The organism is Streptomyces sp. NPDC058469 (assembly GCF_042721125.1).
Classification (GTDB): domain Bacteria; phylum Actinomycetota; class Actinomycetes; order Streptomycetales; family Streptomycetaceae; genus Streptomyces.
The window spans coordinates 1-14,807 of record NZ_JBHXME010000146.1 but is presented as its reverse complement, the minus strand read 5'-3'; the positions used below and the strand labels follow the sequence as shown (position 1 = coordinate 14,807).

10 protein-coding genes are annotated in these 14,807 nt (G+C 70.8%); 5 read left to right on the top strand and 5 right to left on the bottom strand.

Annotated features, from left to right (window positions below; genetic code table 11):
* Window positions 1-559: 559 nt before the first annotated feature.
* Window positions 560-1,324: a DUF4232 domain-containing protein gene (locus ACFWP5_RS40760; protein ID WP_384169006.1), complete on the bottom strand. Its 765-nt coding sequence runs from the start codon at window positions 1,322-1,324 to the stop codon at window positions 560-562.
* A gap of 200 nt (window positions 1,325-1,524) precedes the next feature.
* On the opposite strand from ACFWP5_RS40760, the gene ACFWP5_RS40755 reads away from it, so the two are divergent.
* From ACFWP5_RS40755 to ACFWP5_RS40740, 4 genes are all read left to right on the top strand, one after another.
* Window positions 1,525-2,940 carry a helix-turn-helix domain-containing protein gene (locus ACFWP5_RS40755; protein WP_384169003.1) on the top strand — a complete coding sequence of 472 codons (1,416 nt, stop codon included), beginning with the start codon at window positions 1,525-1,527 and terminating at the stop codon, window positions 2,938-2,940.
* A 181-nt stretch (window positions 2,941-3,121) separates the two neighbouring features.
* Entirely contained in the window at window positions 3,122-3,490 is a 369-nt protein-coding gene (locus ACFWP5_RS40750; protein WP_384169000.1) for an STAS domain-containing protein, read from the top strand.
* 64 nt (window positions 3,491-3,554) lie between these two features.
* Window positions 3,555-4,307, top strand: a complete 753-nt coding sequence (locus tag ACFWP5_RS40745; protein ID WP_384168997.1) for an ANTAR domain-containing protein — start codon at window positions 3,555-3,557, stop codon at window positions 4,305-4,307.
* Window positions 4,304-5,050, top strand: coding sequence for a GAF domain-containing protein (locus ACFWP5_RS40740; RefSeq protein WP_384168994.1), 747 nt, complete (start codon window positions 4,304-4,306; stop codon window positions 5,048-5,050). Before ACFWP5_RS40745 ends, ACFWP5_RS40740 begins: the two co-directional genes overlap by 4 nt.
* A 6-nt stretch (window positions 5,051-5,056) precedes the next feature.
* Here ACFWP5_RS40740 and ACFWP5_RS40735 read toward each other — a convergent pair whose 3' ends face one another.
* Complete coding sequence (locus tag ACFWP5_RS40735) at window positions 5,057-6,061, bottom strand: acyl-CoA desaturase (protein WP_384168991.1); 1,005 nt, start codon at window positions 6,059-6,061, stop codon at window positions 5,057-5,059.
* A gap of 286 nt (window positions 6,062-6,347) precedes the next feature.
* Here ACFWP5_RS40735 and ACFWP5_RS40730 point away from each other — a divergent pair, with 286 nt between their 5' ends.
* Complete coding sequence (locus ACFWP5_RS40730) at window positions 6,348-6,707, top strand: hypothetical protein (RefSeq protein WP_384168988.1); 360 nt, start codon at window positions 6,348-6,350, stop codon at window positions 6,705-6,707.
* A gap of 68 nt (window positions 6,708-6,775) precedes the next feature.
* Here ACFWP5_RS40730 and ACFWP5_RS40725 read toward each other — a convergent pair whose 3' ends face one another.
* From ACFWP5_RS40725 to ACFWP5_RS40715, 3 genes are all read right to left on the bottom strand, one after another.
* Entirely contained in the window at window positions 6,776-11,587 is a 4,812-nt protein-coding gene (locus ACFWP5_RS40725) for a DNA repair ATPase (protein WP_384168985.1), read from the bottom strand.
* Window positions 11,588-11,711: 124 nt separating this feature from the next.
* Window positions 11,712-13,859: a flotillin family protein gene (locus tag ACFWP5_RS40720; protein ID WP_384168982.1), complete on the bottom strand. Its 2,148-nt coding sequence runs from the start codon at window positions 13,857-13,859 to the stop codon at window positions 11,712-11,714.
* Between the two features lie 240 nt (window positions 13,860-14,099).
* Window positions 14,100-14,777: a hypothetical protein gene (locus tag ACFWP5_RS40715; RefSeq protein ID WP_384169043.1), complete on the bottom strand. Its 678-nt coding sequence runs from the start codon at window positions 14,775-14,777 to the stop codon at window positions 14,100-14,102.
* Window positions 14,778-14,807 lie beyond the last annotated feature (30 nt).

The following is a 14,807-nucleotide window of genomic DNA, read 5'->3' as shown; positions in this document are numbered from 1 at the left end:
GTCATGGCCCGGTCGCTCAGCGGAACAGCGCTTAGCGGCACCGTGCGGCCGGCTGGTTACTTGCACGGGGCACCCCGAAAATAACCAGAAGTGGATCAGTGAAAGCAACCGGCGAAATCGGCCAGTGAGTCTCGGGCGAAGCGGCGCACACAGACGGGTGACTGCCCTGACATCATGAGCTGGCTTCTGTGACAGAAGCAGACCGGGTCGATACCAGATGATCGGTGATGCAATCGACCAGAGGTCCCGGAGTTGCCGCTTGTCCCAATATGCCTCCGCGAGCGTCCGTGGTCACACTCCCTCAAGTTGGGAGCCATCGGGGAGCCGACCAGCGCCTCTAGCCCCCGCGAGACCGCCTCACACCGACCAGGGCCATCGATCTGACCTGCGGAGATCCCATCAGACGAAGGGGCCAGACCGACCGACCCTCATTCGGGACGAAGAGGTCGTGGGTTCAAATCCCGCCACCCCGACAGCTAGTCTAGAGAGCAGTTCAGAGGGCCGGTACTGATCCCAGTACCGGCCCTCTGGTGTTCCGGGCGTCCCCCGTCCCCGGCGCTCAGTAGGTCAGCGCGTCCTGAGCATCCGACACCCAGTACGTAACCCGAAGCGAGTCGTCGATGTAGACACCCTTCGCAGGCAGAGCCGGCGTCGCCGCCGGGCTGATGCTGTTGTTGTTGCGGTCGAAGAAGTAGACGGAGAGGGACTTGGCCGTGCGGCCGTTGGTGCCGGTGCCGTCGTCTCCGCCGGAGAGGGCTACGCCGGCGTAGCCCGACTGGCCCGGGGTGAGGGTGGTCACCGCCTGGGGCTGGGACTCCTTCATCACCGGCGGCACCGACTGGGCGTCGTCGAAGTTGACGGCCGGGTAGTAGTAGAGGTCGCAGGTCTTGGTACCCGTGTTGGTGACGGTGAGCAGCATGTGGTTAATGGGGCGTGTGACCGTCTGTGCGGTCACCTTGGTGTTGGCGCCGTTGCACGGGACGCTGCTCGCCGAGGTGCCCGAGCCGGACCCGGACCCCGAGCCCGCGGTGGAACCTGAGCCGGAGCCCGAGCCCCCGCTCGTCTTGCTGCCGCCCGACCCCGTGTTGCCGCCCGTCGAGGAGTTGCCCGTCGAGGTACCGCTCGACGTGGACCCCGTCGAACCGCCCGTCTTCGTCGCGCCCGGTGCCGGCGTCGCCACCGAAGAAGAGGTCGGGGTGGCCGCGCCCTCGTCCTGTACTCCCAGCTTGTCGTTGCAGGCCGTGAGCGAGAGCGCGGCGAGTGCGACGGTGGCCGCGGCGAAGAGGCGGGTGCGGGGACGGGGACGGGCGGTGAACGCGGACATGGTGATCCCTTTCGGATAGGCGGGAAGTGGGCCGCCGCCCAACCGGTCGGCGGGCGGCGTGCTTTGATGACCGCAGCTTGTGCCGCTTTCCGTCCCACCCGCTACGACAGCCGGGATCTACGGGAACCTGGAACGTTCGCACCGGCTCTTACCTGGGGGAACAGTGACTCCCTGGAACGCTCGACTGGAATGGGGGCAGGGTGGCAGGGCCTGAGGAGACCGCCGATTTCGCGGCACTGATACGGGAGCTCAAGGACCGGTCGGGGCTGAGCTACGGCGTGCTCGCGAAGCGGCTGCACATGAGTACGTCGACGTTGCACCGGTACTGCAACGGCGATGCCGTACCCACGGAGTACGCCCCCGTGGAGCGGTTCGCCCGGCTCTGCAAGGCGACCCCGGATGAGCTCGTCGAGGCCCACCGCCGGTGGATCCTGGCCGACGGGGCACGCCAGCGGGAGCGGAAGGCCGCGGCCGGGACAGCCACAGCAGCAACTGCGGCGAGTGCGGCGAGTGCGGCAACTGCGGAGCCGGGCACGAACACCGGCACCCCCGCGCCCATACTTCCCTCCACTCCCACTCCCACCGGCACAGGCACAGGCACCGGCACCGGCACCACCCCCGAGGCGATCACCACCCCCACGCCCGCCCCCGAGGCAACCCCACCCGACGCGCCCCACCCCGACGCCCCCAACCCCGGCCGCCCCCGCAACCGCCGCCGCACCACCCTCCTCGCAGCCGCCGCCGTAGCCGTAGTCCTCGCCGCCACCGCACTCGTCCCCCGACTCGTGTCCGGCGACAACGGCGGCGGCGACCGGAAGCAGGAAGCCGGCTCCGTGACCTCCACCGGGCGCGGCACCTCCGCCCCCTCCGCCTCACCGAAGTCGACGACCTCTCCCTCCTCGTCCGCATCCCCTTCCCACAGCGCGAGCCCCTCCGACTCCGCCACGGCGAAGAACGGCGCGTCCGCCACCCCAAGCAACAAGGCCGGCGGCGCCGACGTCGCCGCGGGCATTCCGCTGACGGTGACCTCGCGGCCGTATGCCTGGGAGAGTCCGTGCAGTCAGAGTTACCTGGTCGACCGGGACGCGGCCAAGGTTCCGCCGCCGCCCACCGAGCAGGACGCGCCGAGCTGGGTGAGTGCGCTGGGGGCCGTCTCCGCGGACAGTCAGTATCTTGAGCTCACTGTTCAGGGCACCGGGCAGGAGACCGTCGTTCTCCAGTCGCTGAACGTGCGGGTGGTCCAGAGCGGGGCGCCGCTCGCCTGGAACGCGTACGCCATGGGGTATGTCGGGGTCGGCTGCGGTGGCGGGGTGCCCACGCACTCCTTCGACGTCGGGCTGGACGCGAGCCGTCCGGTGGCCACGCCGAAGTCCGGGCAGACGGGGCTGCCGTACAAGGTGAGCGAGAGCGATCCCGAGGTCTTGTATGTGACGGCCGCCGCCTCGTCCCACGATGTGCGCTGGTATCTGGAGCTGGCGTGGACCAGCGGCACCCGGCACGGGGTGCTGCGCGTCGACGACCAGGGGAAGCCGTTCCGCACCAGCGGGATGAGCGGACGTCCGGGGTACGGCTATTCGCTGGACGACAGCGAGTGGATACCGCATCAGTCCGGCTGAGGCAAGCACAAGGCCGAAATCGGTACCCATTAGCCGGAAACGGCTCCCGGCATATCCCTTTCCGGCAGTAGGCTCGTCGTACGGCAGCCCAGGACCCCGGCCCTCTCCGTGCAGTCTCGTTCCGCGCAACAGAGGCCCTGCGCAAGGCGAAAGCCAGTCTCTTACAGGGGAGATGGGGCACATGGGCCCGCATCCTGATCTGTTCGACGAATTACGAGTGGTCCGGGCGAGCGGTGAACTCGATCTGACGACCGTGCCGGCCTTCGCACATGAGCTGAAAAAGGCCCGGCACGGCACGGGGCGGCTCTTCCTCATCGTCGATCTGCTCGACGTGACCTTCATGGACGGCAGTGTTCTGGACCCGTTGGCCGCGGCCTGGGAGGAGTGTCGTGAGCGGCTCGGGTGGCTGCGCGTCGTCCACTCCCGCCCAGGTCCGTTACTGGTGTTCAGGGCCGCCGGTCTGGTGGAGCGGTTCCCGCGGTACGCGAGCGTTCAGGACGCCTGGAAGGGCGTGCTCGGCGACCGCACGTTGGAGCGCCGGGCCACGTAGGGTACGGCAGACGTCGGTCGGTGCCTCATCTCGAAGTGCCCCGGCGGCCGCGGAACGGAGCACGGTGATCAGCGACGGCATGGCCGAAGTCCTGCGGTCGCTGCGCCTCGGTGAGGGCGGCGATCCCGCGCAGGCCTGCGCCCGGGCGCTGGGTGCCGAGGGCGTCGCCCTGTCGCTGCTGGTCGGCGCCGCCCGCACGGCCGAGCCGCTGTGGTGCCACCCCGAGCTGAGCGCCCGCTTCGAGGAGCTCCAGTTCACGCTGGGCGAGGGCCCGGGCCCGGACGCGGTCCGCACCGGTTCGCCCGTGCTGGAGCCGGACCTGGACCGGGTGCGCCCCGAGCGGTGGCCCATACTGATCCCGGCCGCGCGCGACATGGGCGTTCAGGGCGTGTGCGGGTTCCCGCTGGGCATCGGCGCCATCCGCGTCGGCGTACTGACCGTGCTGTGCGACGGGGACAGACGGATCAGCGAGCAGCAGTACGCCGACGCCACCGCCCTCACGGCCGCGCTGACCGGCGCGTTCCTCAACGGGAACGGCAACGGGCACGCGAACGGCACCGCGCCAGGGCCCGACGCGATGCCGGCCTGGCCGACCGGGCTGAACCGCCCGGTCGTGCACCAGGCCACCGGGATGATCAGTGTCCAGCTGGGCGTGCCCATACAGGAGGCCCTGTTGCGCCTGCGGGCCCACGCCTACGGCAATGAACGCACCCTCGGAGAGGTCGCGGCGGATGTGGTCGCCCGCAGACTCCGCTTCGGGGACGAATTGGACGACGATGTAAGCGGGCCGTATTCGCCCGACACTGGAAAGGGATGATCGCCATGGCCCGCGAACGACGTCTGGCCGAGATCTTCGTGGAGGTCGCGGACTCCTTGGTCGAGGACTTCGACGTGATCGACCTGCTGCACCGGCTGTCCTCGCGCTGCGTCGAGCTGCTCGACGTGTCGGCGGCCGGGATCCTGCTCGTGGACGCGCACGGCGAACTGCAGATCATCGCCGCCTCGGACGAGCACACCCGCCTGCTGGAGCTCCTCGCGCTCCAGCACGACCAGGGCCCGTGCGTCGAGTGCTACCGCACCGGGGCCGCCCGCACCAACATCGACCTGACCCGGGCGGAGGTGACCGCGGCCTGGCCGCGCTTCGCGACGCAGGCCCGCGAGACGGGGTACGTCACCACGCACGCCATCCCGCTGCGGCTGCGCAACCGGGTCGTCGGCGCGCTCAACCTCTTCCAGACCACCCCGCACCGCCTCGGCGACGACGACATCGCGCTCGCCCAGGCCCTCGCCGACGTGGCCACCATCGCCGTACTCCAGCAGCGCACACTGGAGCAGTCACATGTCGAGAACAGCCAGCTGCAGACCGCGCTGACCAGCCGCATCCTCATCGAGCAGGTCAAGGGCGTGCTGGCGGAGCGCTGGAACACGTCCGTCGACGACGCCTTCACCGCGTTCCGCTCCTACGCCCGCGCCCGCCATCTGCGTCTGTCGGATCTCGCGGCACAGATCATCGGGGGCGACTTCGACACCAGGACCATCCCGGCACCGCAGGCGTCGTAACCGAGGTCAGGCGCGGCGGGCGGCGACCCGGTCCGGGGTCGGCCAGCGCACGTCGTGGACCCAGCCGGCGCGCTCCAGCAGGCGGATGACGGCGGCCGACGGGTCGATCTGGCCGCGGTCGACGCCGTGCCGGGCGCTGGTGGGGTCGGCGTGGTGGAGGTTGTGCCAGCTCTCGCCGAAGGAGAGCAGGGCCAGCGGCCACAGGTTGGTGGCGCGGTCGTGGCGCCGGGTGCGGAAGGGCCGCTCACCGATCATGTGGCACAGCGAGTTGACGCTCCAGGTGACATGGTGGAGCAGCGCGATACGCACAAGTCCCGCCCACAGCAGGCCCGTTACGCCGTACAGCCAGCTGCCGCCGATCGCCCAGCCGAGACCGAACGGCAGCGCGAGCGTGAGCAGGCACAGCAGCGGGAAGGCGCGGGAGACGGCCCGGATGTCGGGGTCGGCGACGAGGTCGGGGGCGTAACGCTCGGGCGGCGTCGGCTCGTTGCGGAACAGCCAGCCGACATGGGCGTCGAGCAGTCCGCGCAACTGGCCGCGCAGATGGGTGCCGTAGCGGTACGGCGAGTGCGGGTCGCCGGGACGGTCGGTGAAGGCGTGGTGGCGGCGATGGGTGGCGACCCAGCCGATGACATCGCCCTGGAAGCTCATCGACCCGGCCACCGCGAGCGCGATGCGCACGGGACGGACGGCCCGGTACGAGCCGTGGGTGAGCCCGCGGTGGAAGCCGACCGTGATGCCCAGGCCGGTGACCGTGTAGAGGACGGCCGCGAGCACGATGTCGACGGGGTGGATCAGCCGTCCCCACAGCAGCCACCCGGCCAGGCCCAGTCCCACGAACGGCAGGACGACGATCGCCGCCGTGACCCCGACGTAGATCCGCTCCCCGCTGTCCCGCGCGGGCGCCGGGCCCTCGTCCGTCGGGAAGGCGGAGGTGCCGTCGTAGGGCGGGGGCGGCGGGTCGGTGCCCGCCGGGATCCCCGTCGTGGACGGGGTGGAGATGATGGACATGGCGGACTCCTCGGCCTCGCTGCGGATGGCGCGGCCGGGGTCAGGGGCTGCCCCTGTGAAGGGAAACACGAGGACATGGCGCCGGAGCGGGACACCGGCGCGCGAAGGGCAGGCCTCGGTCCTCCCACGGTACTCCGGCACGCCCCGGAACGCGGCGCCCCGGACCGCGCGACCGCCGCGTTGACACGAACCGTCGCCGCACGTTGACTGGCAGCACGGCGCAGGGCAGTGGCCGGTGCACGGACGACCCCAAAAACGCCTTCGGGCGGGACGGAAGCGACTCCCGATGATGTACGACCAGACACGCGCCCAACAACCCGCGGGCCAGAACCGGGTCCCCTCCGAACGCCGCACCCCGGGCCCGGAGCCGCTGCTCCCGTCGAGCGAGCGGGACAAGGTTCTCCAGCGGCTGCGGCACGCCCTCAACACCTTCGCCGACACCCCGCGCGATGCCCTGGAGGAGGCGGAGAGCGCCTACGACGAGGCCACCGCCCAGCTCGTGACCGCCCTCGCGGCGCGACGGGAACTCCTCCGCGCCGCCTGGGCGGACCAGGACCCCGAGTCCGAGGCCGACTCCCAGTCCGACGAACTCCGGCACTCGCTGCGCCAGTACCGCGAACTCACCCAACGTCTGCTCCAGCTCTAGCAGTTGGTTGTACGGGGAGGTCGGCGGTCATCGCCCTGGGCCGTTCTTCCACGGCAGGTCGGCAGCCGTCATCCCGGGCCGGTCGCCCGGGTGATGGCCGACTCCACCGCCCCGATGCGCTCGGCCAGCACCCCGAGGGCCGCCACCGCGCTGCGCAGTGGGTCGTCCACCGCCACGCCCCGCTCCCGCGCGTACGCCGCCTTCGACTCGCCCCAGCGCGCGGCCTGTTCGGCGGTCAGCGTGCCGCGCAGCTCCCCCAGTTTCAGCAGGTTCGCCTCGGCGCCCGTCCCCAGGGTCTGCGCCTCGGCGGTGTAGTGGTCGTCCAACACGGCGGACAGCTCACGGGAGTTCATCACCGGCTCGACGCGCTGGGCGATCCGGTTCATGGTGCGATACGACCCCTGGAGCCGGAACGGCGGTTCCGTGCGGGCCGCGTCCGCCGTCGCCGCCGATGCCATGTACGCGGAGTTGACCGCCAGCACCGTGTCCCGGGCGGCGATCAGATGCCCCAACACCGCGAGGATGCGGGCGAGTTCGGCGGGCGCGCAGGCGTAGGACAGCTGGTCCGCGCTGGCCGTCGCGTCGCCCTGCGCGAGGCGGATCAGCAGGTCCAGGTCGTCGCGGTCGCGGCCGGCCAGCGGGGCGAGTACCGGGTTGGAGGTCAGCGCGTTTTCGAGGAAACTCAGCGCGAACACCGCCTCTTTGCCGGTCAGGACATCGCCGAGGTTCCAGACGTCGGCGCGGTTCGCCAGCATGTCGGGCACCCGGAAACGGCCGCCCGACTCGGTGTACGGGTTGCCGGTCATGCAGACCGCGAACCGCTTGCCCCGTAGGTCATATGTGCGCGGTGCGCCCTCCCACACGCCCTCGACCCGCCGCGTCGCATCACACAACGGGATGAACTTCTGCAGGAGTTCGGGTGAGGTGTGCTGGATGTCGTCGAGGTGGAGCAGCACGTTGGTGCCCGCTGCCAGCGCGAAGTTGACCTTCTCCACCTCCTGGCGGGCAGTCGCGTTCGGCGCCTCGGCCGGGTCGAGGGAGGTGACGCCGTGCCCGAGGGCAGGCCCGCTGACCTTGACCAGTACCAGCCCGAGCCGATCGGCGACGTACTCCATGAGGGTCGTCTTGCCGTACCCCGGCGGCGAGATCAGCAGCAGCAAACCACTCAAATCGGTCCGCCGTCCCTCCCCCGTGGTACCGATCTGCCGGGCCAGGTTGTCGCCGAGCAGCGGGAGATACACCTCGTCGACCAGTCGGCCCCGCACGAAGGACGACATCACGCGCGGCCGGTACTCGCCGAGACGCAGCCGGGTACGTTCCGCCGCCACGAGTGCCGTACGCCGGCGCTGGTACGCGCGATGACCGGGGACGTCCGACGCCATGAACTCCCTTGTCCGGGCCAGGAGTTCATCGACCCGGAGCGACAGCGAGCCGGCCTCGATCCGCGGGTGCGTGCCGAGCAGTCCCCCGACCGTCTCCGTCAGCCGCGCGTCCGACTCGTACCGCGGTACGTCCGGGCAGAGTTCGGCCGCCGCCGCCTCCGCGAGGTCCCCCGGGTCGGCCTCCGTGCCGGACGCCGACGTGTACGCCGTCAGCCACGCCTCCACCAGCTGACGACGCGCGGGCAGGTCGTCGAAGGCGAGCACATCGTCGTCATAGGCCGAACTCCCCACCGTGCGGCGGAACTTGTCGAGCAGGGTGCGTGCGGCGGCGCTGAGCACGAAGCCCTCGGGGCCGGTGGTCAGTTCGTCGAAGAGGTACGCGGCGGCGGGCTCGCCGGTGCGCTCCGCCAGTTCCGCCAGGAAGTCGGCGACGGCTGTGGTCGGTCCGAAGGTGTCGCGGGCCCGCGCGAGCGACCTCGCCCGGCGCGTCCAGCTCGCGCGCTCCTCCGCGCCCGTGCCGTGCGTCCAGAACAGCAACGCACTTGCCCGGGCTGCCGGTTCATGACGCAGCAGACCGGCTCCCTCGTACCGGCGGAGCAGGGCGGTCAGGATCGCGGTCGCGTCGTGGTCGTGCACGCCGCGTTCGTAGCCTTCGTCGTACGACTCCTGCGCCGCCCGGCGGACCAGGGCGGCGAGGTCGGGCTCCTGGGCGAGGGCCTGTGCGCCGTGTTCGTCGAGGAGGCGGGCGGCGAGGTGTTCCGCGCGGTAGACCCGCGGCGACTCGGAGGGCAGCGGGCGGTCCCAGAACCTGCGGGTGGCCGCGAACTCCGGGTCCGTGACCGGACTTCGGTAGTCCGTGCCGGTGAGGGCGAAGGCGAGTCCGTCGCCTGCGGGGACGAGGGTGAGGTCGAGGGGCTCGGTGTTCACGGCGAAGCGGTGGCGGCCCAGGCGGAGGGTCCGGCCGCCGTCCGTGTAGAGGTCGGTGCGGTCGCGCAGGGCACGGGCCGCCTCCTCGCGGGCCGACGCGAGCCGGCCGGTCAGCTCCTCCGCCCTCACCTGGTCGCCCAGGTCCCGCAGTTGGTCCGCCGTGCGGCGGATCTTCGTCACCATCGGGTCGGAGGCGAAGTACGTACTGACCGCGTCGGCGTCGGCGAGCGTGGCCGCCCGGCGCCCCACCGTCTCCAGGACCCGGACCGCCGAGGCCGCCAACTGCTCGGCCCTGCCGGCCCGTTCGTCGGCCAACGTCTGTTTGCGGGCGGAGAAGGTCTCGTAGATCTCGGTGCGCCTGCCGGTCAGTTCGGCGAGGAAGCCGTCGAAGTCCGTGAAACGGGCTTCCAGGTTCTCCAACTGGACCAGCAGCCGGGCGAGTTGGGTGTCGCAGGCCTCCGGTGTCGCCGCGTCCGCCAGTGCGCCCGTCACCGACTGGCCCAGCAGCGCGAACTCGGCCGCGAACTCCGCCCTGCCCTCCCGGTCCTGGAGTTCCCGACGGCGGGCGTCCAGTGTGGCGCGGGCCCGGTTGACCCCGCCGAGCACCTCGGCGATCCGCTCCAGGATCGACGTACGGACCGTGGCGTCACCGATGTCGAGACCAGCGATGACCTCGGTCACCGTCCGCAGCCCGTCGGTGAGTTCGTCGAGCCGGGCGGCCACGGGCGCCGACTCGGCGACGGTGGCGAGCACCCCGGCCCGCGCGACCAGGTCGTCGATCAGTTCATGGTGAGCGGTGAACGCGTCCCCCCGCGCCAGAAACGCGACCGCCCGCTGCCCGAACGCCCCGAGCTCCGCCTCCGCCCCGGCCGCCGACTCGTCGATCCGCGCGATGTCCGCGTACCGCATCTCCTTCAACGTCAGCAAGTGCCCCTGCGCACGCCGGAGTTCGGTCAGCCCGGTGACCCAGCCCGCCGCGTCCCGGGGTGCCTCGCCCCGCAACCGTCGCACGAGCCCGGTGAGCCGGTCCGTGGCGTCGGCGAGGGCGTCGACCGCCCGGCGGGTGAGCGTCCGGACGGTCTCGAACTCGGCCAGGACCTGCTCCGCCGTGACCTGGACGTCCTCCAACGGGCCGCCCAAATCCCCGAGTTCGTCGTCCCCGAGCCAGTGGTACGAGTCCGCCGCCCGGACACACGCGGCGACCAACGCCTCGTACACCTCCGCCGTCGGTTCCATCCCGCCGACCGCGCCCGCGAGGGACAGACAGTCGGAGATCCCGCGCACGAGATCGGCGTTGCCCACCCGGAACAGCGGCCCGGAGCCGACGAGTTGCTCGGCGGCGTACGTGTCGGAGACATACGGAGTACGCCAGATCCGCACCGGATGGACGCGAGCCGCCTCCCCCTCACCGCCCGCGCGCAGCACCATCAGCACACCGTCGTCGAAGAGCGCCCAGCCCTGACAGGCCAGTGGATTGGCGACCTCCTTGCGGATCAGGTTGTACGGCAGCAGAAGGCTCCGCCCCGGCACCCGCGCCCGGTACGCGAACAGCACGTCCTCACCGTTGGGCGAGCGCACCACCCGCTCCAACTCCAGCCCGGCGGTGTCCACTTCGAAGGTCTTCCACACCCCCGTGGCCAGGCAGTACCCACCCGGGAACACGATGCCCTGCTCCTCCGGCAGCCGATGACACGACAGCCCGATCCCGTCGAGCCGTACGACGCCCTTGGTCAGGGTGTTGAAGACCAGGTACCGGTGGGCCTCCTCCTTGTACGGACGCACACGCAGCAGCACCAGCGCACCCACTCGCGCGTACGCGATCTCCGCGTCGGCCGGCGACTGCAACGGCTCGTCCACCGGCTCGGAGTAAATCCCCTTCCCCGTCTCGCTGTTGTCCTCCACCTTCACGGTGAGAGTCCCGCCGACCGTGTCGACGTACAGCCCGTCCTGGATCCGGACGTGCGGATGCCGGCCGGGAACATGGTCCTCGCGGGTCGTCTCCGTCCAGTCGACGTCGTACGCCGACGGGAAGACGTGATCACGTTCGCCGTGCGCGTCCAGGAAGGTCGCCGCCCGACCGTCCTCCGCCAGTGCCCAGCGCAGGACCCGGATGTCGTCGGCCTTCTCGCCGGTGCGGAAGACGGCCAGCAACTTGCCGTCGACACGGCGAAGTTGGAGCAGTCGGGCCTGACGGTAGTACCGGTGCAGGGCGGTGAACTCGCGCACGAAGTCCGGGTCGTCGAGGAGTCCGGGTACGGCGTTCCCGGGCAGTCGGCGCAGGTCGTGGCGGTCGTGCAGGGCGAGGACGTCGGCGACCGTCGTCTCCCGGGCGACACCGGGGGAGACCTGGCGGCCGAAGAGAAGGGTGTCTCCTACGGCGACGATGTCGCGCGGCGCGGCCGGGTGCTCGGTGTCGAGGCGTTCGGTGCCGGTGAGTTCGAGGCGGGTGGAGCCGAACTCCTCGGTGCGGCGGGCGTTGAGCTCCTCGGCGCGACGGGCGAGTTCGGCGGCCTGTGCGGCGAGGCGGTCGCGCAGGACCTCGTAGGTGCCGGTGTCCAGGCCGGTGGTCATGGGGTCCCTCTCAAGAAAGCGCGATCAGTAAGGATGTCGGAGCCGATGAAGCCGGAGCCATGGAAGTCAGGGCTGGGTCCGGAACTGCCGTCCCCTGTGCGGCAGTTCCGGACCGTCGGTGGGGTCAGGCCTTCGCCGGGTGGCCGTTGAGCGCGGCCAGCGGGGTGTCCGCCAGGCCCAGCTCACCTGCCTTGTCCAGCAGTTGCCGTACCTGACCGGCGTTCGCCGTGTCCGAGGTCATCAGCTTCATCAGCAGCGCGGACACGGTGAGGTTCTGCACGTCGGCCGTGGAGACCGGGCCGAGGATGCGCCCGAGGTCGTCGGCGATGTTCGACGTTCCGTCCAGCCAGGGCCCGGCCAATGCCTGTGCCGTCTGGGAGTTCTGGACGAAACCGTCGATGCTCTGCCCGAGCGAGACCGACGACATCAGCCGGTCGAGGAAGACCGACTCACCGCCGACGATCTTGATGTCGGCGTTCTCCAGACCGGTCGCGAGGACCGTGGCCTGCGCCTCCGCGACCTGCCGCCGCACATCGAGCCCGGCCAGCCGGATCTCCTTCTCGGCCTGCAACCGCAGCCGGTACTCCTCGTGGCCGCGCGAGGCGTCGTCGAGGGCGGCCATCGCGGCGGCCTTCTCGGTGAGGCCCTCCGCCTCGGCCTTGAGCTTCTCGCCGATGCCGGTGGCCTCCGCGAGCGCGTTCGCCCGTACGCCCTCGGCCTGCGCGAGCACCTTCGCCTGCGCTCCCTCGGCCTCCGCGAGCGCCTTGGCGCGGGTGCCCTCGGCCTCCGCCCGCAGCCTGGCCTCGGTGCCTTCCGCCTCCGCGCGCAGCCGCGCCCCCGTGGCCTCGGCCTCCGCGCGGCCCGCCTTCACGGTGACCTCGGCCTCCTTGTCGCGGACCTGGATCTCGGCGAGTCCGGCCGCGGCGGCCTCCGCCTGGATGCCCTCGGCGAGCCGCAGCTTGGCGCGGGCGTCGAGGTCGGCGGACTTCAACCTGGCTTCGGCGAGGGTGAGTTGCTCACCGGCGCGGTGCTTGGCGGCGGCCTTCGCGGCCTCGGCGCCCTTGATGTCCTTGACCAGCTTCTCCTGCGCCTCCGCCTCGGCGGCGATGATCACGGCCTGCCGGGTGCGCTCGGCCTCCTCGACGACCCGCAGCTTCTTGATGGCCTCCTCCTGCTCGGCCACCGTACGGTCCACGGCGATCCGCTCCCGGACCACGTCCGCGACCTCGCGCTTCTCCGCCTCGACCTCCTTGTCGCGGGCGATGCCGGAGAGGCTCGTCTCCCGTTCCCTGGCGATGACTTCGAGGAGGCGGTCCTTCTCGATGCGCTCGTTCTCGACGGCGATGACCCGCTCGCGGTTCTTCTGGGCCACGGCGATCTCGCGGGCCTGGTTCTCGCGCTGGACGCCGAGTTGCTCCTCGGTACGGAGGAACGCGGCCTGCGCGCCCAGCCGTTCCTCCTCCTGCACCTTCGCGGTGGCGGCCTCCTCGCGTGCCCGCAGGACCTCCACCTCACGGCGCTGCTTGATCTCCGCCTCGGCCTGCCTGCGCTCCAACTCCAGGATGGTCTCCCGGGCGTCGACGTTCTGCCGGGTGATCTCCTTCTGCTCGGTGCGCTGGAACTCGTTGGTGCGGACGTGCTCGATCGTCGTCAGCTCGGTGATCTTGCGGATGCCCTGCGCGTCCAGGATGTTCTGGTTGTCGAGCTGGGTCATCGGCGTCTGTTCGAGGAAGTCGATGGCCGCGTCGTCGAGGTGGTAGCCGTTGAGGTCGGTGCCGATGACCTGGATGATCCGGTCCCGGAACTCCTCGCGCTTGGTGTAGAGATCGACGAAGTCCAGCTGCTTGCCCACGGTCTTGAGCGCCTCGGAGAACTTCGCGGCGAAGAAGTCCTGGATCGCCACCGGGTCGCTCGCCGTCTGGGTGCCGATGGCCTGCGCGACCTTGATGACGTCCTCGACGGTCTTGTTGACCCGTACGAAGAAGCTGATGTGGATGTCGGCGCGGATGTTGTCCTGGCAGATCAGGCCCTCGCGCCCGGTGCGGCGGATCTCGATGGTCTTCACCGAGATGTCCATGAACTCGGCCTTGTGCAGCACCGGCAGGACGACCGCACCGGTGAAGGTGACGTCGACCTTCTTCGTCTTGGAGACGATCAGCGCCCGCCCCTGCTCCACCTTCCGGAACAGCCGGCCGACCACCAGGAGCAGGGTGAGCGCGATGAGCAGGACAACGGCGACGAACACACCGATGCCGACGGTGATGGCGTTCATGACATGGGTCCTCGATGGGTGGGAGGGTGAGGTGACGTGAGTGAGGCGGGTGGTGAAGTGGGCGTGGGCCAACGGGCGTTGGTCGGCAGGCGCTGATCAACGGACGTGGGCGACTGCCGTAGGGCAACTGGCGTAGGCCATCGAGGAGAGAGTCCGCCGCCGCAGGCAACCAGGCCTGGGCAACCCCTCGTAGGCGACCAGCCGTGGGCAACTCCCCGTAGGCCGACAGGCGTTGGCGGCCTATCCCGGCGTGCCGGGCGGGGCGAGCAGCCCCAGGCCCAGCCCGTCGCCGGGCGGATACGGTGCGACCCAGAAGAACTCGCCCACCTCGTCGTAGGCGTAGAGCAGTCCGGTGTTGCCGCTCGCGAGGGCGTCGTTGCCCGTCTGCCGGACCTGGACCACCGCCGCCGAGCCGTCCGCCGCCCTGACCTCCGCCTGTCCGAACCCGGCGTCCACCCGCCCGGTGCGGATCGTGCAGGTCAGCCCGACGAAGTCGAGCCGCGAGGGCCCGTGTTCGTCGGGGAACAGGCCGCGCAGGGGTCGTACGAGAACCTTGGTCGCGCGCCACGACACGTACAGCGAGCCGATCAGCACGGCCACGCCCAGCCCCGCGCGGGCGGGTCCCGACGGGACGAGCGGGGCGAGCAGTACGTCGCCGATGAGGCTGAGCAGCCAGCCGATCGCGGTCAGCAGCGAGAAGGGGACCGTGACCGGGACCCCGCCCAGCCCCCAACTGTCCCCGTCGCCATGCCCGTTCACGGTCCCGTGGGCATGGACGTGGATGTGCGCGTGGGCCCCGATGCCGTGTGCGTCGGCCGCGCCCAGCGCGACCAGCAGCCAGAACAGGACGACCACGGCGAGCGCCGCGGTGAAGACGACGGTGGGAAAACCGGTCGCGGCAGCGAAGAACGCCCCCATGATCCCGGCCCCCCGTTCCCTGTCCGTCGC

Bases quoted from the DNA above. Each gene is read 5' to 3' on its own strand.
- ACFWP5_RS40760 (WP_384169006.1), bottom strand. From the start codon at position 1,324: ATGTCCGCGTTCACCGCCCGTCCCCGTCCCCGCACCCGCCTCTTCGCC.
- ACFWP5_RS40730 (WP_384168988.1), top strand. From the start codon at position 6,348: ATGATGTACGACCAGACACGCGCCCAACAACCCGCGGGCCAGAACCGG.
- ACFWP5_RS40750 (WP_384169000.1), top strand. From the start codon at position 3,122: ATGGGCCCGCATCCTGATCTGTTCGACGAATTACGAGTGGTCCGGGCG.
- ACFWP5_RS40715 (WP_384169043.1), bottom strand. From the start codon at position 14,777: ATGGGGGCGTTCTTCGCTGCCGCGACCGGTTTTCCCACCGTCGTCTTC.
- ACFWP5_RS40720 (WP_384168982.1), bottom strand. From the start codon at position 13,859: ATGAACGCCATCACCGTCGGCATCGGTGTGTTCGTCGCCGTTGTCCTG.
- ACFWP5_RS40725 (WP_384168985.1), bottom strand. From the start codon at position 11,587: ATGACCACCGGCCTGGACACCGGCACCTACGAGGTCCTGCGCGACCGC.
- ACFWP5_RS40735 (WP_384168991.1), bottom strand. From the start codon at position 6,061: ATGTCCATCATCTCCACCCCGTCCACGACGGGGATCCCGGCGGGCACC.
- ACFWP5_RS40740 (WP_384168994.1), top strand. From the start codon at position 4,304: ATGATCGCCATGGCCCGCGAACGACGTCTGGCCGAGATCTTCGTGGAG.